Here is a 22,746-nt window from a genome sequence, read left to right as displayed (position 1 = left end):
CGCTCGCAGCTGCGGGTGGGGAACGCCCCCTCGCGTGCACTCGCGGCTGCCGGTGGGTGGGGGATGCCCCTCGCGTGCGCTCGCGGCTGCCGGTGGGGGTGACCTTCGCGGCCGGTGCTGCGGCTGCGGTGGTGGGAGTGGCCCGCCCGGTCCTACGCCCGCCCCTGCAACGCGGGAGGTTTCCCCGCCCACCCCGCGACGCGGGGTAAACGGGTGGGTGGGTGGGAGACATCCGGCGCGGAGCGGCGGGGCAGGGGCCGCCCCGTGGTGGAAAGGTGGCCCCCTGCCGCTACGGCGACCCCGTGGAGGTGACGAGGACGCTCGTGGAGGTTCGGGCCACTACGTAGGAGTCGCCCTTCGTGGCCTTCGCCGACAGAGGGACCCGATGCTCACCCGGCTCCAGGACCTCGTCGAAGACTTCGTGGATGTGTGTGCGCGACAAGCGGTCCGTGCGGTACGCGATCAGTTGGACCCGGCACGTCGACGTGACCTGGAGCCTTGCCGCGTCACGGCATGCCGCTAGGCCGGTGAGGCGCCGCTGTTCCTGGGGGCTGCGGTCCAGCGCGTACTCGATCTGGGCGACCAGGAGCGGGACTATCGGCGCGAGGCCGTCGACGTAGGAGACCTCGACCCCGGCCTGCTCGAAGGCGGAGCGGACGGACCGCCGGGTCTCGTCGGGGACCGCGCGGCCGAAGGCTACGGCTCCGTAGGTGCGTAGCTCGTCGGGTGGGACGCCCGCCGCGTCCGCGGCGATCTCCGCGCCGATGCCGATCGTGCGCAGCGCGGCCGCCAGCTTGGCGAGGAGCGCGACGCGGGCGCCGATCAGCAGGACCCGGCGGCGGGTCTGCGGCGCGTCGGAGGCGAGTAACCGGCCGAGGGCCGCGCGGTATTCGGCGCCCCGGAAGCGGAAGGGCCCTATGCCGTGGTAGCCGTTGAGTTCCAGGTCGGCGGGTTCCCCCGTCTGCCAGGCGAAGTCGCGCCAGATGAAGTCGTCGCTGCTGTCGGGGGCCTTCTCGATCACCGCGGTGACCGCGCCGCACTCCAGGACCTCGCACTCGGGGCAGCCGTATATGACGTACCGGCCGTCGCGCAGCGGTGCCCGGGCCTCCAGGAGGAGCCTGCGGACGTGTGCCGTGAAGATGGCGGGCGGGATGTCGGCGGCCAGCGGCGACACCGCGTCGAGGTCGGAGAGCTGGAAGAGCAGGGGGCGCCCGTTCACGATGAAGTCGACGAAATCACGGTGCACTTGGTAGTCACCGTTGGCGAGAACTCCACCGGCTCGCATGGCCGGTGCCAGACCGAAGGTCGCGTACTCGGCAGACATGCTGTGAGTATCCCCATCCCGTGGGTGATGTGAGCACGGCAGGACACATTTCGCTCGGCCGGCCATCGCCGTCGCGCCCGCGGCGGCCCCGGACGCGTGTCACTGCGTACGCATGGTCGAGGGTGTACGCGTGCTGAGCCGCCTGGACGCGTGGGGTGCTCCAGGAGGCGGCACACGTGGTGCGCGCCGCCTCCTGGAGGCGGTCAGCGGGTCCGGGGAGCCGGGTCGTTGTCCGTTTCCGGGCCCTCTCCGTCGGCGTCGGCGTCGTCCACAGGGGAGGGGCCGATGCGGAGTTCGAAGTCACCGTCGTACTGCGCGTGGCCCGCGATCACGGCCTTCTCGACGGCTTCCGTGCCGTGCTCGCCCCGCACGATCAGCGGGTCGTGGCGCAGGTCCCGCATCAGGGACACGCACATGCCGAGCATCACGATCGTGAAGGGTGCGGCGACCAGGATCGTGAGGTTGCGCAGGCCGGTGAGCGCGTCGTCCGAGCCGTCGCCGATCAGCAGCATGATCGCCGCCACGGCGCCGGTCACGACGCCCCAGAAGATCACGACGAACCGGCCGGGTTCGAGTGCGCCCTTCTGGGAGAGCGCGCCCATGACGATCGACGCCGCGTCGGCACCCGACACGAAGAAGATGGCCACGAGGATCATCACGAGGAGGCTGGTGACGGTGGCGATCGGGTACTCGTGGAGCAGGCCGAACAGTTGCGCCTCCGGCGTCGTCTCGTCCTTGAGGCCGCCCCGGTCGGCGACCGTCATGGCGCTGCCGCCGAACACCGCGAACCAGATGAGGCTGACCGTGCTCGGCACCAGCATGACGCCGCCGACGAACTGACGGATCGTACGGCCGCGGCTGATCCGTGCGATGAACATGCCGACGAAGGGCGTCCAGGAGATCCACCAGGCCCAGTAGAAGACCGTCCAGCTGCTCAGCCAGTCCGCGACGCCCTTGCCGCTGGAGGCCTCGGTGCGGCCGATCAGCTGGGGCAGGTCGTTGAGGTAGGCGCCGATCGACGTCGGCAGCATGTCGAGCATGATGACGGTCGGGCCCGCGATGAAGACGAAGACGACGAGCAGCAGCGCGAGCACCATGTTGATGTTGGAGAGCCACTGGACGCCCTTCTCCACGCCGGAGACGGCGGAGGCCACGAAGGCCAGGGTCAGCACGGCGATGATCACGACGAGCAGTCCGGTGCCGGCGTTGTTCATCCAGTCGAGCACCTCGATGCCGCTGCCGATCTGCAGGGCGCCGAGGCCAAGTGAGGCGGCCGAGCCGAAGAGCGTGGCGAAGATGGCCACGATGTCGATGACCCGGCCCCAGGCGCCGCGGGCGTGCTTCTTGCCGATGAGCGGTTCGAAGACGGCGCTGATGGTCTGGCGCCGGTTGCGCCGGAAGGTGCTGTACGCGATGGCGAGACCCACGACCGCGTAGATCGCCCACGGGTGGAGCGTCCAGTGGAAGAGGGTGGTGGCCATCGACGTCTCCATCGCCGCGGCCGAGTCGGCCGGGTCGGTGCCCGGCGGTGGCGCGGTGAAGTGGGCCAGCGGCTCGCTCACTCCGTAGAACATCAGGCCGATGCCCATACCGGCGCTGAACATCATGGCGACCCAGGAGACGGTGCGGAACTCCGGGTCCTCCCCCTCCTTGCCGAGGGTGATCTTTCCGTACCGGCTGACGGCGAGCCAGAGTGCGAAGACCACGAAGCCCGTGGCGGTCAGCATGAAGAACCAGCCGCCGTTGTGCATCAGGCCGTTGAGCATGTCCGTGGAGACGTTCTCCAGCGAGTCCGTCGCCACCGCGCCCCAGACCACGAACGCCAGGGTGAGCGCGGCGGTCACGCCGAACACCACCCGGTCCGTCTTCGGGGACCGGCCGGCGGGGGCGGGCGCCATGATCTCCTGCGACCCTCCCCCGTCGTCCGCTTGTCGCTGTTCCTGCGTCACAGGTGACACCTTTCAAGGGGTCGATTGAGTCGAGACTTTGTTCTCCGTTACCCCCTACCACATGTGACGCACATCTCACGCCTTCAACAGCTCATGTCGGGCCGAGCTGTGACCATGTGATATGGCGCACGTTCGTCGAGCAGGAGCGGCACGAGGGCCCGCGCGGACTGCCGCAGAGGGACGTACGCACCGGACTTCTGGCGCTTCACCGTGACGCCGTGCAGCGCCAGTTCGTCCTTGATGTCGGCGTACTGGGCGGCGTCGAGGCGGTAGCCGCAGGGCGGGTCCTGGATGATCTCCGTCGGCTCGGCGGGGTCGTTGTCCGCGCCGCCGAGGTAGACCGGGCCGCGGTCGCGGTGGCCCTCGGTGCGGGCCGCGTCGGTGGCGCGCTCCAGGCGGGCGCGCCGCTCGTCCGAGTAGTCGAAGAGGCCGTCGAGCGCCGAGACTTGGGACTTCACTCGGCGGCGGTTGTTCAGGGCCTCGTCGTTCTTCTCGGCGTCGGTGACGGGATCGACGCGGCTCTCTATGAGCAGGCCCGCCGCGTGCTTGATGCCGGACATGTTGCGCAGGATGCGTTCCTGGCCGTCGCCCGCGGTCTGCTTGATGGGGTCGCCGGTGACGGGGTCGGTCCAGATGCCGTACGTGCCCGTCGTGTATCCGTCGGCCTCGGCGGCCGGACGGACGTACGCCTTCGACACGGTCTGGGCCTCCTTGTGCACCGCCTCGTCGGTGTTGAGGTTGCGCGGCCAGAGGTCGAAGAGGTCCTTGTCGTAGTACTTGGGCGTCGCGCCGTACTCGTGTAGGTCGTAGATGACGTCGGGTTCGCGGTCGCGGATCACGGCGGCCAGGGCGCGGCCCTCCGCGGTCCGCAGGGCGACGTGGTCGCGGTTGATGTCGACGCCGTCGGAGTTGCCGCGGGTGTCGGCGGCGCGGCCGTCCGGGTTGGCCGTGGGGACGACGAGGAGCGTGGTGCGCTTCAGGAAGTTCCGGGTCTTGCTGTCCTTCGCGTACGCGAGGTCGCGGATCGTCGACAGGCAGGCCTCGCGGCCCGAGGGTTCGTCGCCGTGCTGGCTGCAGATCAGCAACACGGTGCTTTTGGTGGGGCGTTCCGCGATGCGGACCAGTTGCAGGGGGCGGTCCTGCTTGGTAGTGCCGATGCGGGAGACGGAGACCCGGTCGCTCGCCTTGTCGACGGCGGTCAGGAGCCGCTGCTCCTCGGGCTGGGTGGTCCAGCGGGCGCCGGCGGTCTCCTCGAATCCGGTGCGTGGGAGCTTCGGGGCCGCTTGGGCGGGCGCCGTCAGGAGGGGTGCGGTGAGCGCGGCGGTGGCGCAGGCCAGCGCCAGGGTGCGTATGAGGGGTGTCATGAAGTGCTGCCTCCCGGGAGGGGGTTGAGCGGACGCGGCGGGGCCACGCCGTCGAGACGGGGTGCGCGGGGGGTGACGGTCGAGGAGGTGGTGAACGCCTTCGCCCCGCCGACCAGCGGCACCTTCGCGAAGGTGCGGGCCAGGTCGATGGTGAGCGTCGGGGTGTCGGCGGGGGGTTCGATGAGGTCCTTGTCGGTGCCCGCGACGATCAGCGCGACGCGGTGGCCCTTGGGCACGACGTGGTCGCTCGCGGCGAGGTCGAGGGTGATGGTGTGGGGCCTGCCCGGGGTGAGCGGACGGCCGCGCTCGGCGTCGGCCCAGTTGCCCAGGTCGGCCCAGCCGCGGCTGAAGATCGTGTAGTCGACGGCGGCGGTCTTCGCCCTCGTCTCCTTGAAGCAGGAGCTGTCGCCCGCGGTGCTCGCGCCCCAGCAGGTGCGTTCGGGGAGCGTGGTGATGCCCTCGCCGGCGGCGGCGTAGTCCCGGATGGTGTCGGGGCCGAGGTCGACGAGGACCGCGGAGAGGTGGGCGGTGCGGGTGGTCGGGGTCGCGGTGACCGTCACCGTGGAGGAGCCGGACAGACGCAGGTCGCGGGCGAGCGGCTTGCTGACGAAACCGGCCTTGGCGGGCGTGGCGGTGTGGATCCGCTCGGCCCAGTCCGTCTCGCTCAGCTTCGGGTCGTCGGTGAAGGTCTCGGTGCCCTTGCCGGGGCGCGGGCCGAGCGTGCCGACGCCCGGGGAAGTGCCCTTGGCGGGGCGGAGCTTGACGGTGTCGGTGGCGCGCGGGGGCCAGACGCGGTCGGTGGTCCAGCGGTCGGGGGCGCGCTCGATGTCGGCCATCGGCTCGCGGTCGACGCCGTTGTCGAGGCCGAGGAGTTCATGGTCGAACCAGCGGTGCAGGGTGCGCACCCACTCGGCCCTGCGGAAGTCGAAGGGGTCGACGTGGCCGGCCTGGCTGAGCCAGATCTTGCGGTCGACGCCGTTCTCGGCGAGGGCGTCCCACCACTGGCCGAAGTGCTTGGTGCGGACGTTCAGGTCCTGCATGCCGTGGACGACGAAGACGCTGGCCCGCACCTTGTCGGCGTCCGGGACGTGGTCGCGCTCGCTCCACAGGCGGGTCCGGTCGCCGCTGCGGGGCGCCCCGTCGATCAGGCGCTGGTGCACGGCGCCGCAGCGGGCGCGGGCCTCGGGGCTCTCCACATACTTCGCGAGGCCGTCGGGGCCGCTGCCGAAGAGCGGGGCGCCCTTGGCGAAGTAGTAGTCGTACCAGGAGGAGATGGCGCCGATCGGCACGATCGTCTTCAGGCCCTTGACGCCGGTGGCGGCCACGCCGTTCGCGATGGTGCCGTCGTAACTCTTGCCGATCATCCCGGTTCTGCCGTTGCTCCAGGAGGCCCGTGTGCGTTCGTCGCCGGTGCGGCTGGTGTAGGCGCGGGCGCTGCCGTTCAGCCAGTCGACGACGGCCTTCGCCGACTGGACGTCGGAGCGGCCCCCGATGTCGACACAGCCGTCGGAGCGGCTCGTTCCGGTGAGGTCCACGGCGACGTAGCCGTAGCCGCGGGGCACGAAGTAGTTGTCGTAGTAGAGCGGGAGCCGGACGGGGTCGCCGTTCTCGTCGTACGTCTTCTTCTGGCTCTCGTTGCCGCGTCCGCAGCAGGAGTAGTACGGGCTCGCGTCCATGATCACCGGAATGCGGCGGCCGGTGCGGTCGAGTTCGCGGGGCCGGACGATGTCGACGGCGACGCGGTCGGTCCTGCCGTCCGCGTCGCCGTCGATCCTGGTGTCGACCCATACGGATTCGCGTATCGCGTCCTCGTACGAGTACACGGGTCTGCTCTCGCCCGGGGTGCGGGGCGCCTCGCCGGGCGCGCGCGGCGTCCTGGCGGCCGACTGCGCCGCGCCCGGGGACATGAGTGTGGCCATCAGGGCGGCCAAGGCCGCCGTCAGCAGCGTTCGCCAGAGGAGGCGGGTGCGTCGCGCGCGTATCGACATGGCGCGGAAGGTACACCGGTGAACTCGCGCGCGACAGAGGGCCGGACGTACCGCGACAGGTCCGTGGGACATCAAGGCACATGTCGGCCGAATGGCGATCGTGTGACGTATGGGGCCATGGACATGACGTGTGGGGGAAGGGCTGAATAGGCTCTCGACCAAGACGAACCGATCTTGTGCCCCAACGACTTGGAGCTTGACGTGCACCGCAGACTCATCGCCCCGGGCGCGCTCGCGGCCTCTCTCCTGCTGCTGGCGATCCCGGCATCGGCCGCGGACTACTCCCCCGGGGCGCCGGGCATCGGCGACCCCTACTACCCGGCCAGCGGCAACGGCGGCTACGACGTCTCACACTACGACCTGAGGCTGAAGTACCAGCCCGTGACCGACCTCATCGAAGGCACGGCCACGATCAACGCCCGCACCACGCAGGCACTTTCGCGCTTCAACCTCGACTTCGGCCTCAAGGTCTCCGAGGTGCGGGTCAACGGCAAGAAGGCGAAGTTCACGAAGACCGGCGACCAGGAGCTGGAGATCACCCCGCCCGCGGGCCTCGCCAAGGGCACGTCGATCACCGTGGTCGTCCGGTACGCGGGCAAGCCGTCCGAGCTGAAGATCAACGGTTACACGGCCTGGCACCGGACGCCGGACGGCGGCGTCGCGGCGCAGGAGCCGGAGGCCGCCGTGTGGTGGTTCCCCTCCAACGACCACCCGCTGGACAAGGCGACGTACGACGTGTCGGTGTCCGTGCCCGACGGCACCCAGGCGATCTCCAACGGCGTCCTCCAGTCGCAGAGTTCCAAGCTGGGCTGGACCCGCTTCAACTGGCGTTCCAACAAGCCGCAGGCGAGCTATCTCACCACGCTCGCGGTCGGCAAGTTCGACATCACGACCGACAAGACGGAGAGCGGTCTGCCGGTCCTCAACGCCTACAGCAAGGACCTCGGCGACAACGCGGGCGCTGCGCGGGCCAGCATCGAGCGGACGACCGAGGTCGCGGAGTGGCTGGAGACGGTCTTCGGCACGTACCCCTTCAACGCGCTCGGCGGCTACGTCCCGAACGTGAAGACCAGCTACGCCCTGGAGACCCAGACGCGGCCCTTCTACAGCCCCGCCGCCTTCGCGAACGGCTCCAACGCGTCCCTCGTCGTCCATGAGCTGGCCCATCAGTGGTACGGCGACAGCGTCTCCGTGCACGGCTGGAAGGACATCTGGGTCAACGAGGGCTTCGCCCGCTACAGCCAGTGGCTGTGGTCGGAGAAGGAGGGCGAGGGGACGGCGCAGGAGCTCGCGGACTACGTGTACGCGCAGCGGTCCGCCGACGACCCGTTCTGGACGGTGAAGCCGGGCGACCCGGGTCCCGACGACCAGTTCCACATCGCGGTGTACGACCGCGGTGCGCTGGCCCTGCAGGCGCTGCGGAACGAGATCGGCGACGACGCGTTCTTCGCCATACTCAAGGGCTGGCCGCAGCAGTACAAGTACGGCAACGCCAAGGTCGGTGACTTCGTCAAGTACGCCGAGAAGATCTCCGGCAAGCCGCTCGCGGAGCTCTTCGACACCTGGCTGTTCCAGCCGTCGCGGCCGGACGCTCCCGCCGCGCGGGACGCCGGGCTCGCCCGGTCGGCCGCCGCGCCGGCCAAGCCGAAGTCGTGGAAGCAGATCGCCGACACGAACGGTGTGCACGACCACTGACGCCGTGGGCGGGGCTGAGCAGCCGCGCCGCCCGGCCTCAACGGCCGGCGGCGCGGTGGCGTGCGCGGGCGCGCCGCGCGATGGGCAGGTACCGCAGCCGCTCCGGCAGCAGCGGGACCACTGTCCGCACCGCCTTGCCGAAGCGGCGCAGGGCGCGCTCCTGGCTCGGGGTCCAGGGAAGGCCGAGCGCTTCCCGGGCGTCCGGGGGCATGAGGCCGATCGTGACGAAGCGGCGGAAGCGTGCGAGCGGGGGCAGCAGGGCGGGCCACACGGTCCGCAGCAGGACCCGTACGAGGCGCGGGCCGCGGTCCGGCGGAGGGACGGAAGCGTCGGCGGCGGTCAGCTCCGCGGCCACGGGCGTGAGCTCGATCTCCTCGGCGAGGACCTTGCGGTAGTACGGCCAGAACTCCTCCAGCGTCTGGGGCATGTCCCGGTCGTGGATGCCGAGGATCCGTCCGACCTGGAGCCACTCCGCGTACAGCTGACGTTCCTGCGCCTCGGTGAAGGGGCGGCCCAGGTACCGCTGGGCGTGCTGGTAGACGGGGAACCCGGTGGCGTGGACCCAGGCGTAGTTGGCGGGCGTCAGCGCGTGGTAGCGGCGGCCGCGTGTGTCCGTGCCCTGGATGGTGCGGTGCAGCGCGCGGAGCCTGCGGCCCTCCGCGGCGGCCTCGTCCCCGCCGTACACCCAGAGCAGCACCGACCGCACCGACCGCTCACCCCGCCCCCACGGGTCGGTCCGGAACACCGAGTGCTCATCGACACCCGCGCCGACCGCCGGGTGCGCGACCTGCATGGTGAGCGCGGGCGGCAGCATCAGGAACATACGGAGGTCGCCCGCGATGGTCCAGAGGATGCCGCCGGGTGGGGGTGGGGCGAGGTGGTCGTCGTGGGCCTGGGCGTGGGCGTCGTGGTCGTCACGGACGCGGGCATCGCGGTCATGGTCCGGCTTCATGCGACGTGCTCCTGGGCCGTGCGGGTCCGGGCCTGGGATGCCCGGGGGCTGCCGGCCCGCGGGTCCGTACCCGGTTCATGCGTATTCCAGTATGCGACCGGGAACGGCGCTGCCGGCCGCGGGGACGGTGGGGCGCCGGAGCCGGGCCGTGTTCCGCCGAGCGGACGGCTGCGGCGTGACGCTGCCCACCCGCTCGGCGGCGTGGAGCGGTGCCCGTCGTTGACGGACGCGGGAGCGGATGTGACGCCCCGCGCGTGCGGCGTCGGGACGCTGCCCAGGCGGCGCAGCGCCATGGAACGACCCGCCGTGCAAAGACGCGGGAGCAGACGTGACGCCCCACGCGTGCGACGGCGGGACGCTTCCCGCCCGGCTCGGCGGCGTGGAGCGGCGCCCGGCGTTCAAGGACCCGAAAGCAGACGTGGCGCTCCGCGCGGGTCATGCGCCGCCCGACCGGACCTGTCCGGTCACGGCACCCCGCGGGGCCGCGCGGCCGCGCCCCGTCACCGCGCCGCGGCATACGCCTCCAGGATGGCGTCCGCGACCGCGGAGGGTTCCCGTAGCGTCGGGAAGTGGTCGCTGTGGGCGAGGCGTACGAGGCGGCAGTCGGGGATGCGCTCGGCCATCGTCTCGTTCGTGCGGACCACCTCGGGCTGGTCGCGCTCGGCGAGGACGAGGACGCAGGGCACGTCGAGTTCGCCGAGGCGGTCGTAGACGGGCGGGTCCGGCACGTGGTGCGGGTAGTTCGCGAACCAGGCCGGGATCACCGACCGGATGTGCGCCTCGACCTCGGAGTCGTCCCCGGTGCCCGCGGCAGCCGACGTGCGCATCACCAGCGCCGCGATCCCGTCCACGTCGCCCGCCTCGGCCAGCCGGCCGACCTCGGCGGTGAACTCCCGTGAGACGAGGTCTTCGGCGCCCGTGACGCCCGGGACCACCAGGGCGAGGGCAGCCACCCGCGCGGGATCACGGAGCGCGAGGCTGAGGGCCGTCGCGCCGCCCATGCTCGACCCCGCCAGGACCGCCCGGGCGGCACCGAAGTGGTCGAGGACCGCGATCAGGTCCTCCACCAGGGAGTACGACGCGGTCGGCACCGGCGACCTGCCGTACCCCCGCGCGTCGTAACGGATCACGCGGTGCCGCTCGGTCAGGCGCGGCAGGACGGGATCCCAGATGCGGGAGTCACCGACTCCCGGGTGGATCAGTACCAGGGGGAGACCTTCGCCGCCCGCGCCGCTCGGCACTCCCGAGTCGTGCGCCCAGACTTCGCCGTCCTTGACCGACACCATGGCGTCCATGCCCCGAGTCTCCGGCGACGGATTCGAAGCCGCCAGGGGGACGCCGGACGAGGGCCCAAACGCGTACATACGACGACCGGAACCCGTCGTACGGGCTCACCCCGCAACCAGGCTCGCCGCGAAACGCCGCGGTGGCGTCACCCCGGACATACGTGATCTCCGACATGACGCCACCGTAGGCGCTGCCACTGACAGCGGCGCTGGGCCCGCTCCCCGTGGGGGGCTACTTCGTGAGGCTGCGGGCCTCGCGGTCGACCTTGCGGCGGATCGCGTACCAGCCGACGACCAGCGCCGCGGCCACGATCGGGATGAGGTACAGCGTCTTGCGGCCGACCTCCGGGTCCTTCCACATCAGGCAGAGCACGGCCAGCAGGAAGACGATCGTGACGATCTCCGTGACCGGGTTGCCGGGCAGACGGAACTTGGGCCGTTCGAAGGCGCCCTCCTTGGAGCGGCGCACGAACGCCAGGTGACAGATCATGATGATCACCCAGGTGCTGATGATGCCCAGGGACGCCACGTTGAGGACGATCTCGAAGGCCTTGCCCGGAACGATGCTGTTCAGGCCGACGCCGAGGACGCCCACGCCCGCGGTGAGCAGGATGCCGCCGTAGGGCACCTGGCTCTTGTTCATCTTCGCGGTGAACTTGGGCGCCGATCCCGCCATGGCCATGGAGCGCAGGATGCGGCCCGTGGAGTAGAGGCCCGAGTTGAGCGACGACATGGCCGCGGTCAGGACGACCAGGTTCATCACGTCACCGGCCGCCGGGACGCCGATCTTGGAGAGCACCGTCACGAAGGGGCTCTGGTCCGCCGAGTACACCGCTCCGGGGAGCAGCAGCGCGAGGAGGACGACGGAGCCTACGTAGAAGAGGCCGACGCGCCACATGATGGAGTTCACCGCGCGCGGGACGATCTTGTGGGGATCGGCGGTCTCGCCCGCCGCGACGCCGACCAGCTCCAGCGAGGCGTACGCGAAGACGACGCCCTGCATCACGATCACGACCGGCATCATGCCGTTCGGCAGGAAGCCGCCGTTGTCGGTGATCACGTTCAGACCGGGGGACTCGCCGCCGACCTCGTGCTGGGTCATCAACAGGAAGATGCCGATGAGCATGAACGCGACCAGCGCCGCGACCTTGATGATCGCGAACCAGAACTCCATCTCGCCGAAGATCTTCACCGAGATCAGGTTGATCCCGAGGACCACCGCGAGGGCTATCAGCGCCAGCACCCACTGGGGGATGTCGGTGAAGAAGCTCCAGTAGTGCGTGTAGAGCGCGATCGCGGTGATGTCGGCGATGCCGGTGGTCGACCAGTTGAGGAAGTACATCCAACCGGCGACGTAGGCGCCCTTCTCGCCGAGGAACTCACGCGCGTAGCTCACGAACGAACCGGACGACGGACGGTAGAGCACCATCTCGCCGAGGGCGCGGACGACGAAGAACGCGAAGATTCCGCACACGAGGTACGCGACGGCGAGCGCGGGGCCCGCCGAGTGGAGGCGGCCGCCCGCCCCGAGAAAGAGCCCTGTGCCGATCGCGCCACCAATCGCGATCATGTTGACGTGACGGGCCTTGAGGTCCTTGCTGTAACCGGCGTCGCCCGCGTCCGCGGGGGCCTGGGACGCATCTGTGCGGGATGCGTCCAGGACGGCCGAATCTACGGCTTCCTTGCTCACGTGGGGGATCTACTCTCTGGTGCCCGGAAGAGCTCCGGGGTCCGGATGTGCTCCGGCCCACGACACCCCTGACGCGCGCGGACCGACGGGACACCTTCCCCCAGAGATCGCCGCCCACGCGGTGGCACACGTCACATAGCGGGACTTCTCACATGCTGGTCAGGGGGTGTACAGGGCGTCGATGACCTGCTCGTACTTCTTCCGGATCACGCGGCGGCGCAGCTTCAGGGACGGGGTCAGCTCGCCGGTCTCGGGGCCCCACTCCTCGGCGAGGACGCGGTAGCGCTTGATCTGCTCGGTGCGGTTCAGGCGTGCGTTCGCGGCTTCGACGGCGCGGGCGATCTCGTCCCGTACGGCGGGGTGGGAGACCAGGTCGCCCTCGATGCCGCGTGCGGCGGCCCAGGCGGGGGCCATCTCCGCGTCCAGGACGAGCAGCGCCACCAGGTAGGAGCGGCCGTCGCCGTGCACGAGGGCCTGGCCGATCAGCGGGTGCTCCTTGAGCGCGTTCTCCACGAGGGCGGGCGAGACGTTCTTGCCCGTCGAGGTGATGATCATTTCCTTCTTGCGGTCGGTGAGCCAGAGGAAGCCGTCCTCGTCGATCCGCCCGATGTCGCCGGTGGCGAACCAGCCGTCCGCGTCGCAGGCGCTGTCGACGCCGCCGTCGGGCCGCAGATAGCCGTCGAAGACCGTCGCGCCACGGACCAGGATCTCGCCGTCGTCGGCGGTGCGGATCTCCAGGCCGTCGAGGGGTCGGCCCACCGAGCCGAGGCGGAACGCGTCGGGGCTGTTGGTCGTGACCACGCCGGACGTCTCGGTGAGACCCCACGCGTCCATGATCACCAGGCCGAAGCCGGCCCAGAAGCGGGCGACGTCCAGCGGCATCGGCGCCGACGCGCTCGCGGTCCACACCAGGCGGTCGAAGCCGGCGAGCGCGAGCAGCGGGTCGAGCACCTCCGCCTTGGCCCGCTCGTACGCGGCCCGGAGCTCGGCGGGCGGCTCCTCGCCGCGCTCCCGGCAGTCGACGTACGCGCGTGCCGTGTCGTTCGCCGCCTCGACGGCGCGCCGCCGCTCCTCGGGCAGCCCGGCGAGCGCGGCCTTCACGGACGCGGCGAGCTTCTCCCACACGCGCGGGACGCCGAAGAACTGGAAGGGGTGCAACTCGCGCGCGGTGGCCGCCACTTGGGCGGGGTCGGCGCACAGGTGGACGTGCGCGGCGCGCAGCACGGGCAGATAGATGCCGAGCAGGCGCTCCGCGATGTGCGCGAAGGGCAGGTAGCAGATGTGCCCGACGTGCTCGGGGAACTCCACGACTCCGTCGAGCGCGATGCCGCCCAGGATCACGTTGCGGTGGGTGAGGCGTACGCCCTTGGGGTCGCCGGTGGTGCCGGAGGTGTAGACGACGGTGAGCGCGTCGGTGGGGCGGCTCTCGCGCCAGGCCTTCTCGAAGGCGTCGGGGTCGAAGAGGCGGCTGCCCGTGGCGTGCAGCGAGCCGTACGTACGGTGCTTCCCCGCCTCGGCGGCCTCCACCACGACGAGGCGCTCCAGCGGGGCCGTGGCGTCGGCCAGCAGGGGCTCCCAGCGGGGCAGTTCGCGGGCGCCCTCGACGATCGCGAAGCGGGCCCCGCTGTGCCGGACGATGTGGGCGACCTGCTCGGGGGCTGAGGTGCCGTACACGGTGACGGGGACGGCGCCGAGGTGCGTCAGGGCGAGGTCGCTCAGCCAGTGCTCGGGGCGGTTGCCCATCATCATCAGGACGTGCTCGCCGCGCTCGACGCCGAGCGCGGTGTAACCGGCGGCGAGGACTGCGATCTTGCGGCGCGCCTCGCGCCAGGTGAGCGTCGACCACTTCTCGCCCGTGCGCCAGGAGAGCGCGGGAAGGTCTCCGTGGTCCTCCGCGTTGCGGCGCAGCAGGGCGGGGAGCGTGAGGTCGGCGGGGTCTTCGTCTTCGGGGAGTCGCGGGGTCGTGGTCATGACGCCTCCTGGTGCCGTCGGCTGGGCGTGAGCGGACGCGTGACTGGCCCGGAGGGTTTCACAACACTGGTGTGCCAGCAATACTGTTGCACCGGATTGGTGCAGGGGTCGCCGTACGGACCGAGGCACCCATGGGGAGGGAGGGGCGCTGCCATGACGACGGACACGGAGGGCGTGCGGACCGATGGCGAGGACGTGCGGACCGATGCCGACGAGCCGACGTTCACGGTGGACGAGCTGGCCGCGCGCGCGGGCGTCACGGTCCGCACGATCCGCTTCTACAGCACCAAGGGTCTGCTGCCGCCGCCGGTGATAGGCCCGCGCCGCGTCGGGCACTACGGCCAGGACCACCTGTCCCGGCTCGCGCTCATCGAGGAGTTGCAGCACCAGGGCATGACGCTCGCCGCCATCGAGCGGTATTTGGAGCAGCTGCCCGCGGACCTGAGCGCGCACGATCTGGCCATCCACCGTGCGCTGGTGGCGAGCTGGGCCCCGGACACGGCGAAGGACGTGTCCCGTGCCGAGCTGGAGCGCCGGGCGGGGCAGCCCCTGTCGGGCGCGGATCTGGACCGGCTCGCCGCGATGAACGTCATCGCGTACGTGGAGGATTCCGACACCTACCGCGTGGACCCCGGTCTGCTGCGGCTCGGGGTGCAGCTGCTCGGCGTACCGATCGCGCACGAGACGATCCTGGCCGCCCGCACGGTGCTCATGGAGCACACGCGCGAGGCGGCGCACGAGCTGACGCGGCTCTTCCGCGACGAGGTCTGGGGCCCCTACCGGGAGCGGGAGTCCGACCCCGAGCACGTGGCGGCGATGAAGTCCCTCTCCGCCCATATGCAGCCGATGGTCGTGCAGGCCCTCGTCACGGCGTTCCAGCGCTCGCTCAGGGAAGAACTGGGGGAGGCGTTCCGCGCCGAACGCTGAACGCCTCCCCCCGGTTCGCCGAGCGGCTCAGCCGTCGCTGAACTTCTCGCCGCTCTCCGCCTTCTGGACAAGCAGCGCGGGCGGCGCGAACCGCTCCCCGTAGCGCTCGGCCAGCTCACGCGCGCGTGCCACGAATCCGGGCAGGCCGCCTTCGTAGCCGTTGATGTACTGGAGCACGCCACCCGTCCAGCCGGGGAAGCCGATGCCGAGGATGGAGCCGATGTTGGCGTCGGCGACCGACGTCAGGACGCCCTCCTCCAGCAGGCGCACGGTGTCGAGCGCCTCGGAGAAGAGCATGCGCTCCTGCATGTCCTTGAACGGGATCTCGTGTCCGGGCCGGGTGAAGTGCTCGCGCAGGCCCGGCCAGAGACGGGCGCGCTTGCCGTCCACGTACTCGTAGAAGCCCGCTCCCCCGCTCCTGCCGGGCCGCTCGAACTCGTCGACCATGCGGTCGATGACGGTGTCCGAGGGGTGGCCCGCCCAGCTGCCGCCCGCCTCCTCGACGGCGCGCCTGGTCTCGTCGCGGATCTTGCGGGGCAGCGTCAGCGTCAGCTCGTCCATCAGGGACAGGACCTTCGCCGGGTAGCCCGCCTGCGCCGCCGCCTGCTCGACGGAGGCCGGCTCGATGCCCTCGCCGACCATCGCGACGCCTTCGTTGATGAAGTGCCCGATGACGCGGGAGGTGAAGAAGCCGCGCGAGTCGTTGACGACGATGGGCGTCTTGCTGATCTGGCGTACGAGGTCGAAGGCGCGGGCCAGCGCCTCGTCGCCGGTCCGCTCACCCTTGATGATCTCGACGAGCGGCATCTTGTCGACGGGCGAGAAGAAGTGCAGGCCGATGAAGTCGACCGGCCTGGTGACACCCTCCGCGAGCGTGGTGATCGGCAGGGTGGAGGTGTTGGAGCAGAGCAGCGCGTCCGGCTCGACGACGTCCTGGATCTCCTGGAACACCTTGTGCTTGAGCGCGGTGTCCTCGAAGACCGCCTCGATCACGGCGTCGCAGCCCGCGAGGGCCTGCGGGTCCGCGGTGGGCGTGATGCGGGCGAGCAGCGCGTCCGCCTTCTCCTGGGTCGTACGCCCCCGCTGGACCGCCTTGGCGCAGAGCTTCTCGGAGTAGCCCTTGCCCTTGGCGGCGGCCTCCGCCGAGACGTCCTTCAGGACGACCTCGATGCCCGCGCGGGCGCATGAGTAGGCGATGCCCGCGCCCATCATGCCGGCGCCGAGCACGGCGACCTTGCGGACGGTCTTCGGCTCGATGCCCTTGGGGCGGTTCGCTCCGGAGTTGACCGCCTGGAGGTCGAAGAAGAACGCCTGGATCATGTTCTTGGCGACCTGGCCGGTGACCAGCTCGGTGAAGTACCGGGCCTCGATGGTCAGCGCGGTCTCGAAGTCGACCTGGGAGCCCTCGACGGCCGCGGCGAGGATGTTGCGCGGGGCGGGGTAAGGGGCACCCGCCGTCTGCTTCTTGAGGTTGGCGGGGAACGCGGGCAGGTTCGCCGCGAACTTCGGGTTGGCGGGGGTGCCGCCCGGGATGCGGTAGCCCGGCTTGTCCCAGGGCTGCTGCGACTCGGGGTTGGCGTCGATGAAGGCGCGGGCCTTCTCGATCATCTCCTCGGGGGTGGCGGCCACTTCGTGGACGAGGCCGTTCTCCAGGGCGCGCCTCGGGTTGTACTGGGTGCCCTGGAGGAGGACCTTCAGGAGAGCGTCCGTGATGCCCATGAGACGGACGGTGCGGGTGACGCCGCCGCCCGCGGGCAGCAGGCCGAGGGTGACCTCCGGCAGGCCGATCTTGGAGCCGGGGGCGTCCAGGGCGATGCGGTGGTGGGAGGCGAGGGCGATCTCGTAGCCGCCGCCGAGGGCCGCGCCGTTGATGGCGGCGACGACGGGCTTGCCGAGGGTCTCGATGCGGCGCAGCGAGTTCTTGATGGCGTTCCCCGCGTCGAACGCTTGCTGGGCGTTCTCGGGGCCGACCTTGATCATGTCCTTCAGGTCGCCGCCCGCGAAGAAGGTCTTCTTGGCGGACGTGTAGACGAACCCGCGGATCGCGTCCTTGTCGGCCGCGACGGCGGCCTCGGCGCGGTCGGCGATCGCCGCGATGGAGTCCTTGAACGCCTGGTTCATGGTGTTCGCGGACTGGTTCGGATCGTCGAGGACGAGCGTGACGACGCCGGTGTCGTCCTGCTCCCAGCGGATGGTGGTGGGCTCGGTCATGTCTGTCTCCGTGAGGAAAGCGAATGGCGGGGGGCGGATTCTGGGGAGGGTGGCTGCGTATCGTGGCCGAGTGACCGCCGGTGGGGGCTGGTCGCGCAGTTACCCGCGCCCCTGAAGGACGCACTCCGTGCGCCTTCATGAGGCGCGGCGAAGCCGCGTGCCTCAGGGGGGCGGGGAACTGCGCGGGCAACCACGACGCACCCCACACCTCTACGGCTCGGCCCCTTAGAGCCGCTCGACGATCGTGGCGATGCCCATCCCCCCGCCCACACACAAGGTGGCCAGGCCGTACCGGAGGTCCCTCCGCTCCAACTCGTCGACGAGCGTGCCCAGGATCATCGCCCCGGTCGCACCCAGCGGGTGTCCGAGCGCGATCGCCCCGCCGTTGACGTTGACCTTGTCCAGGGACAGGCCCATGTCCTTGACGAAGCGCAGCACGACGGCGGCGAACGCCTCGTTGATCTCGACGAGGTCGATGTCGTCGATGGTGAGCCCGGCCTTGGCGAGCGCCTTGCGGGTCGCGGGCGCGGGCCCGGTCAGCATGATCAGCGGTTCGGAGCCGGAGACGGCCGCGGAGACGATCCGCGCGCGCGGGGTGAGGCCGTAGCGCTCACCGACCTCCTTGGTGCCGACGGCGACCAGCGAGGCGCCGTCGACGATGCCGGAGGAGTTGCCCGCGTGGTGGACGTGGTCGATCTGCTCGATCCAGTGGTACTTCTGCAGCGCGACCGCGTCGAAGCCGCCCAGGTCGCCGATGTCCTTGAAGGACGGCTTCAGCTTGGCGAGGGAGTCGGCGGTGGTGCCGGGGCGCATGTGCTCGTCGTGGTCGAGGACGACCAGGCCGTTGCGGTCCTTGACCGGCACGACGGACCTCGCGAAGCGGCCGTCCTTCCAGGCCGCGGCGGCGCGCTCCTGGGAGAGCGCCGCGTACTCGTCGACGTCGCGCCGCGAGAAGCCCTCGATGGTGGCGATCAGGTCGGCGCCGATGCCCTGCGGCGCGAAGCCGGTCTCGAAGTTGGTCATGGGGTCGGCGAACCAGGCGCCGCCGTCGGAGGCCATCGGCACCCGCGACATCGACTCGACGCCGCCCGCGAGCACCAGGTCCTCCCAGCCCGAACGGACCTTCATGGCCGCCAGGTTGACCGCCTCCAGACCCGAGGCGCAGAAGCGGTTCTCCTGGACGCCGGCGACCGTGTCGGGCAGTCCCGCGGCGATGGCGGCGATCCGTGCGATGTCGGAGCCCTGGTCGCCGACGGGGCCGACCACACCGAGGACGATGTCGTCGATGGCCGCCGGGTCCAGGCCGGGGAAACGGGCCTGGATCTCGTGGATCAGGCCGACGACGAGGTCGATCGGCTTGGTGCCGTGCAGGGCGCCACTGGCCTTGCCGCGTCCGCGCGGGGTGCGGATCGCGTCGTATACGTACGCTTCGGTGGTCACGCGAGTGCCTTTCGGGGGAAACCGGGAGGATGGGGGCGACCTGAGGGTCAGCCGAGGAGGGACCGGCCGATGATCTCCTTCATGATCTCGGTCGTGCCGCCGTAGATGGTCTGGATGCGTCCGTCGGTGAAGGCCTTCGCGACGCGGTACTCCGTCATGTAGCCGTAACCGCCGTGCAGTTGCAGACAGCGGTCGGCGACGCGCTTCTGCAGTTCGGTGGCCCACCACTTCGCCATCGACGCGTGGACCGCGTCGAGTTCGCCGTTCGCGTGGTCGACGATGCACCGGTCGAGGAAGGCGCGGGTGACGGCGCACTCGGTGGCCATCTCCGCGATCTCGAAGCGGATGTGCTGGAGCTTGGCCAGGGGCCGCCCGAAGGCCTCGCGCTCCTTGACGTACGTCGTGGTGATGTCCAGGAGGTGCTCGGCGGCGGCGATCCCCGCGACGGCGATGCCCATGCGCTCCTGCGCGAGGTTCGTCATCAGGTGGACGAAGGCGCCGTTCAGCTCGCCGAGGAGGTTCTCCTTGGGGACGCGTACGTCGTTGAAGAACAGCTCGGCTGTGTCCTGGGCCTTCTGGCCGATCTTGTCGAGGTTGCGGCCCCTCTCGAAGCCCGCCATGCCGCGCTCGACGACCAGCAGGGACAGGCCGTGCGCGCCGCCCTCGGGGGACGTCTTGGCGACGACGATGACGAGGTCGGCGAGGATGCCGTTCGAGATGAACGTCTTGGAGCCGTTGAGGACCCAGTGGTCGCCCCGGTCCTCGGCGCCGGTGCGGACGCCCTGGAGGTCGGAGCCCGCGCCGGGCTCGGTCATCGCGATGGCCGTGACGGTCTCGCCGGCGCAGAAGCCGGGCAGCCAGCGGCGCTTCTGCTCCTCGGTGGCGAGCGAGGTCAGGTAGGGGCCGATGATGTCGTTGTGCAGGCCGATCGCGAGCCCGGCGGCGCCCGCGCGGGTGAACTCCTCGGCGAGGACCGCGGAGTAGCGGAAGTCGGCGTTCCCGCCCCCGCCGTACTCCTCCGGGACGGCGAGCCCGAGCAGCCCCTGCCTCCCGGCCGCGAGCCAGGCCTCACGGGAGACGATGCCGTCCTTCTCCCACTGCTCGTAGTGCGGGAGCACCTCCTTGGCGAGGAAGGTGCGCACGGTCTCGCGGAACGCGTCGTGCTCGGCGGAGAAGAGCTGCCGTTTCATCTGTACGTGGCCTCCTGGAGCCCCTGGAGGGGCCAGCCCGTGGCGGTTGGTCAACATGTCGCGGTCAGCATGTGTCGCGGTCAAGATGGCTTCGGCTCTCGTGCGAGGGCCGGTACGTCCCAGTCGCGGGCCACCTCGGCGGTGTCGGCGCCGGGCCGCGCGGGGCCGGTGCGCACGCGCGTGGGCGTCGCGGAGAAGCGGGGCGCGGGGGCGGGCTGAGTGATGCCGCCGTGGTCGGTGAAGGTGCCGCGCGCGGCGAGGTGCGGGTGGGAGGGGGCCTCGCGCAGGGACAGCACCGGGGCCACGCAGGCGTCGGAGCCCTCGAAGACGGCCGTCCACTCCTCGCGCGTACGTTCCTTGAAGCGGGCGGCGACGGCCTCGCGCAGCTCGCCCCAGCGCGTCAGGTCCTTGCGGGCCGGGGCCACCTCGGCGAGGCCGAGCAGCGCGATGAACTCGTCGTAGAACTGCTGCTCCAGGGAGCCCACGGCCATGTAGCCGCCGTCGGAGGTCTCGTAGGTGCCGTAGAAGGGGCAGCCGCCGTCGAGGAGGTTGGCGCCGCGGCGGTCCTGCCAGCCGCCGGCCGCGAGCATGCCGTGGATCATCGCGGAGAGGTGCGCCGCGCCGTCGACGATCGCGGCGTCCACGACCTGCCCCTCGCCGTGCACGCGCGCGTGGGTGAGCGCGGCGAGGATGCCGACGACGAGATAGAGCGAGCCGCCCGCGTAGTCGCCGACGAGGTTCGCGGGGATCGCGGGCGGCTCCCCGGCGTTGCCGATCATGCCGAGGGTGCCGGTGATCGCGATGTACGCGATGTCGTGCCCGGCGGTCTGCGCGAGCGGCCCCTCCTGGCCCCAGCCGGTCATCCGGCCGTAGACGAGCCGCGGATTGCGCGCGTGGCAGGTCTCGGGGCCGACGCCGAGACGCTCGGCCACACCCGGCCGGTAGCCCTCGATGAGGATGTCGGCGCGCTCGACCAGATCGAGGACGTGTGCCGCGCCGTCGGCGGCCTTCAGGTCGATGACCACGGAGCGCTTGTTGCGGTTGGTGACGTCGTACGCCGGGTCGACCGCGAGGCCGCCGCCGCCCGGGCGGTCCACGCGTACGACGTCGGCACCGAGATCGGCCAGGAGCATGGCCGCGAACGGGCCGGGCCCGATGCCCGCCAGCTCCACCACGCGCACCCCGGCGAGCGGGCCTTCAAAGCCCTTGCCTGGCACTGCCATTGAGCCCCCAGCGCTATGACACAACTGATGTAACACCAGTGATGCTAAGAACGTGTTCCGCTGCGCACAAGCCCCTGGCGAGCAAGCGCTTAGCCAATCTTGGACCCTCGTGGGGTCGCGGCCTCGCGGTGCGGTCCGCCCCAGGGATGTAGGCGACGTCGGGTGCAGGCGGCGTCGGGGTGTTGGCCCGGTCGCTGGCGGCGCACGCTAGCCTCGGCCACCCAACGACCGCACGGGGCCCACGGCGGAGAGGTGCCATGACCAGTCAGCACGGCGAGAGCGACGGCAACACCGACATCGGCGCGAAGAGGGATCGCGCGTACGACATCGTGCTCTTCGGAGCGACCGGCTTCGTGGGGGTGCTCACCGCGGAGTATCTCGCGGCGCACGCGCCCGAGGGGCTGCGGTGGGCCATCGCGGGGCGCGACACCGCAAAGCTGGAGCGGCTGCGCGAGCGCCTGGCCTCGCTCGACCCGGCCTGCGCCGAACTGCCCGTGGTGCGTGCCGATGTGGCGGACCCCGCCTCCCTGCGGGAGATGGCCGCCCACGCGCGCGTGGTCGCCACGACCGTCGGCCCCTACCTGACGTACGGGCAGGAACTCGTCGCCGCGTGCGCGGAGGCGGGCACGGACTACGTGGACCTGACGGGTGAGCCGGAGTTCGTCGACCTCATGTATGTGCGGCACGACGCCCGCGCGCGGGAGACCGGTGCGCGGCTCGTGCACTCCTGCGGCTTCGACTCGATCCCGCACGACCTGGGGGCGTACTTCACGGTGGGTCAGCTGCCGGAAGGCGTGCCGCTGCGGGTCGACGGGTTCGTGCGGTCCAACGGGCAGTTCTCCGGCGGCACCTTCGCCTCCGCGCTCAACCAGCTGGGCCGCGGCCCGCAGATGCTCGCCGCCGCGAAGGAACGGCGGCACCACGAGCCCCGCCCGACGGGCCGCAAGGCGTACGCCCCGCCGAGTGCGCCGAGGTACGCGGGTGAGGTCGGCGCCTGGGCGCTGCCGCTGCCGACGATCGACCCGCAGGTGGTGCAGCGCTCGGCGCGGGCCCTTGAGCGGTACGGGCCCGACTTCCGCTACCGGCACTACGCGGCCGTGAAGACGCTGCCGATGGCCATCGGGGGCCCGGTCGCCCTGGGCGGTCTGGTGGCGGCCGCTCAACTGCCGCCCGTGCGCCGGTGGCTGTCCGGGCGGCTCAAGCCCGGTGAGGGGCCGAGCCAGGAGCGGCGGGCCGAGACGTGGTTCTCGGTGCGGTTCGTCGGCGAGGGCGGCGGCAAGCGCGTCTTCACCGAGGTCTCGGGCGGCGACCCCGGGTACGACGAGACGGCGAAGATGCTGGCCGAGTCGGCGCTGTGCCTCGCCCTGGACACCCTGCCGCCATCTGCGGGGCAGGTCACCACGGCCGTGGCGATGGGCGACGCGCTGCTGGCGCGGCTGAACGCCGCGGGGCTCACCTTCCGCGTCGCGGCGGTGCGCCAGGTCCTCAGGGCCTAGGGGCGAGCCCGTCGGGTGCCCCGCCCCACGCGGGCGGGGC

General features: G+C 71.1%; 15 protein-coding genes. 3 read left to right on the top strand and 12 right to left on the bottom strand.

Features of this window, described 5'->3' with window-relative positions:
- Window positions 1–289: 289 nt before the first annotated feature.
- The 4 genes from ACWDVB_RS19430 to ACWDVB_RS19415 form a co-directional block, all read right to left on the bottom strand.
- On the bottom strand, window positions 290–1,324 hold the full coding sequence (locus ACWDVB_RS19430) for an oxidoreductase (RefSeq protein WP_451519139.1): 1,035 nt from the start codon (window positions 1,322–1,324) through the stop codon (window positions 290–292).
- Window positions 1,325–1,527: 203 nt separating this feature from the next.
- Entirely contained in the window at window positions 1,528–3,222 is a 1,695-nt protein-coding gene (locus ACWDVB_RS19425) for a BCCT family transporter (protein WP_451519153.1), read from the bottom strand.
- 134 nt (window positions 3,223–3,356) lie between these two features.
- Complete coding sequence (locus ACWDVB_RS19420) at window positions 3,357–4,637, bottom strand: M14 family metallopeptidase (protein WP_451519140.1); 1,281 nt, start codon at window positions 4,635–4,637, stop codon at window positions 3,357–3,359.
- The gene (locus tag ACWDVB_RS19415; protein WP_451519141.1) at window positions 4,634–6,625 is read right to left on the bottom strand and encodes a Xaa-Pro dipeptidyl-peptidase; all 1,992 of its coding nucleotides are present in this window, start codon (window positions 6,623–6,625) and stop codon (window positions 4,634–4,636) included. Before ACWDVB_RS19415 ends, ACWDVB_RS19420 begins: the two co-directional genes overlap by 4 nt.
- 201 nt (window positions 6,626–6,826) lie before the next feature.
- Between ACWDVB_RS19415 and ACWDVB_RS19410 the strand changes: the two genes are divergently transcribed.
- Complete coding sequence (locus tag ACWDVB_RS19410) at window positions 6,827–8,320, top strand: M1 family metallopeptidase (RefSeq protein WP_451519142.1); 1,494 nt, start codon at window positions 6,827–6,829, stop codon at window positions 8,318–8,320.
- A 37-nt stretch (window positions 8,321–8,357) separates the two neighbouring features.
- On the opposite strand, the gene ACWDVB_RS19405 is transcribed toward ACWDVB_RS19410, so the two are convergent.
- The 4 genes from ACWDVB_RS19405 to ACWDVB_RS19390 all read right to left on the bottom strand — a co-directional run bounded on the left by ACWDVB_RS19405 (window position 8,358) and on the right by ACWDVB_RS19390 (window position 14,219).
- Entirely contained in the window at window positions 8,358–9,272 is a 915-nt protein-coding gene (locus tag ACWDVB_RS19405; RefSeq protein WP_451519143.1) for an oxygenase MpaB family protein, read from the bottom strand.
- A gap of 500 nt (window positions 9,273–9,772) precedes the next feature.
- Window positions 9,773–10,567 (bottom strand): alpha/beta fold hydrolase, encoded by a 795-nt coding sequence (locus ACWDVB_RS19400; protein ID WP_451519144.1) that lies wholly within the window; start codon window positions 10,565–10,567, stop codon window positions 9,773–9,775.
- Between the two features lie 223 nt (window positions 10,568–10,790).
- A complete protein-coding gene (locus ACWDVB_RS19395) occupies window positions 10,791–12,248 on the bottom strand; it encodes an amino acid permease (protein ID WP_451519145.1) in 1,458 nt (485 codons plus the stop codon).
- Between the two features lie 159 nt (window positions 12,249–12,407).
- On the bottom strand, window positions 12,408–14,219 hold the full coding sequence (locus ACWDVB_RS19390; RefSeq protein WP_451519146.1) for an AMP-dependent synthetase/ligase: 1,812 nt from the start codon (window positions 14,217–14,219) through the stop codon (window positions 12,408–12,410).
- Between the two features lie 195 nt (window positions 14,220–14,414).
- Between ACWDVB_RS19390 and ACWDVB_RS19385 the strand changes: the two genes are divergently transcribed.
- Entirely contained in the window at window positions 14,415–15,146 is a 732-nt protein-coding gene (locus ACWDVB_RS19385; RefSeq protein WP_451519154.1) for a MerR family transcriptional regulator, read from the top strand.
- Between the two features lie 27 nt (window positions 15,147–15,173).
- On the opposite strand, the gene ACWDVB_RS19380 is transcribed toward ACWDVB_RS19385, so the two are convergent.
- The 4 genes from ACWDVB_RS19380 to ACWDVB_RS19365 all read right to left on the bottom strand — a co-directional run bounded on the left by ACWDVB_RS19380 (window position 15,174) and on the right by ACWDVB_RS19365 (window position 21,210).
- Entirely contained in the window at window positions 15,174–17,357 is a 2,184-nt protein-coding gene (locus tag ACWDVB_RS19380) for a 3-hydroxyacyl-CoA dehydrogenase NAD-binding domain-containing protein (RefSeq protein ID WP_451519147.1), read from the bottom strand.
- Window positions 17,358–17,582: 225 nt separating this feature from the next.
- A complete protein-coding gene (locus ACWDVB_RS19375; protein ID WP_451519148.1) occupies window positions 17,583–18,797 on the bottom strand; it encodes an acetyl-CoA C-acetyltransferase in 1,215 nt (404 codons plus the stop codon).
- Between the two features lie 47 nt (window positions 18,798–18,844).
- A complete protein-coding gene (locus ACWDVB_RS19370) occupies window positions 18,845–19,987 on the bottom strand; it encodes an acyl-CoA dehydrogenase family protein (protein ID WP_451519149.1) in 1,143 nt (380 codons plus the stop codon).
- 80 nt (window positions 19,988–20,067) lie between these two features.
- Window positions 20,068–21,210, bottom strand: a complete 1,143-nt coding sequence (locus ACWDVB_RS19365) for a CaiB/BaiF CoA transferase family protein (RefSeq protein ID WP_451519150.1) — start codon at window positions 21,208–21,210, stop codon at window positions 20,068–20,070.
- A 257-nt stretch (window positions 21,211–21,467) separates the two neighbouring features.
- Here ACWDVB_RS19365 and ACWDVB_RS19360 point away from each other — a divergent pair, with 257 nt between their 5' ends.
- The gene (locus tag ACWDVB_RS19360; RefSeq protein ID WP_451519151.1) at window positions 21,468–22,706 is read left to right on the top strand and encodes a saccharopine dehydrogenase family protein; all 1,239 of its coding nucleotides are present in this window, start codon (window positions 21,468–21,470) and stop codon (window positions 22,704–22,706) included.
- Window positions 22,707–22,746 lie beyond the last annotated feature (40 nt).

The organism is Streptomyces sp. NPDC003379 (genome assembly GCF_053589195.1).
This window is presented reverse-complemented; position numbering and strand designations above follow the sequence as displayed.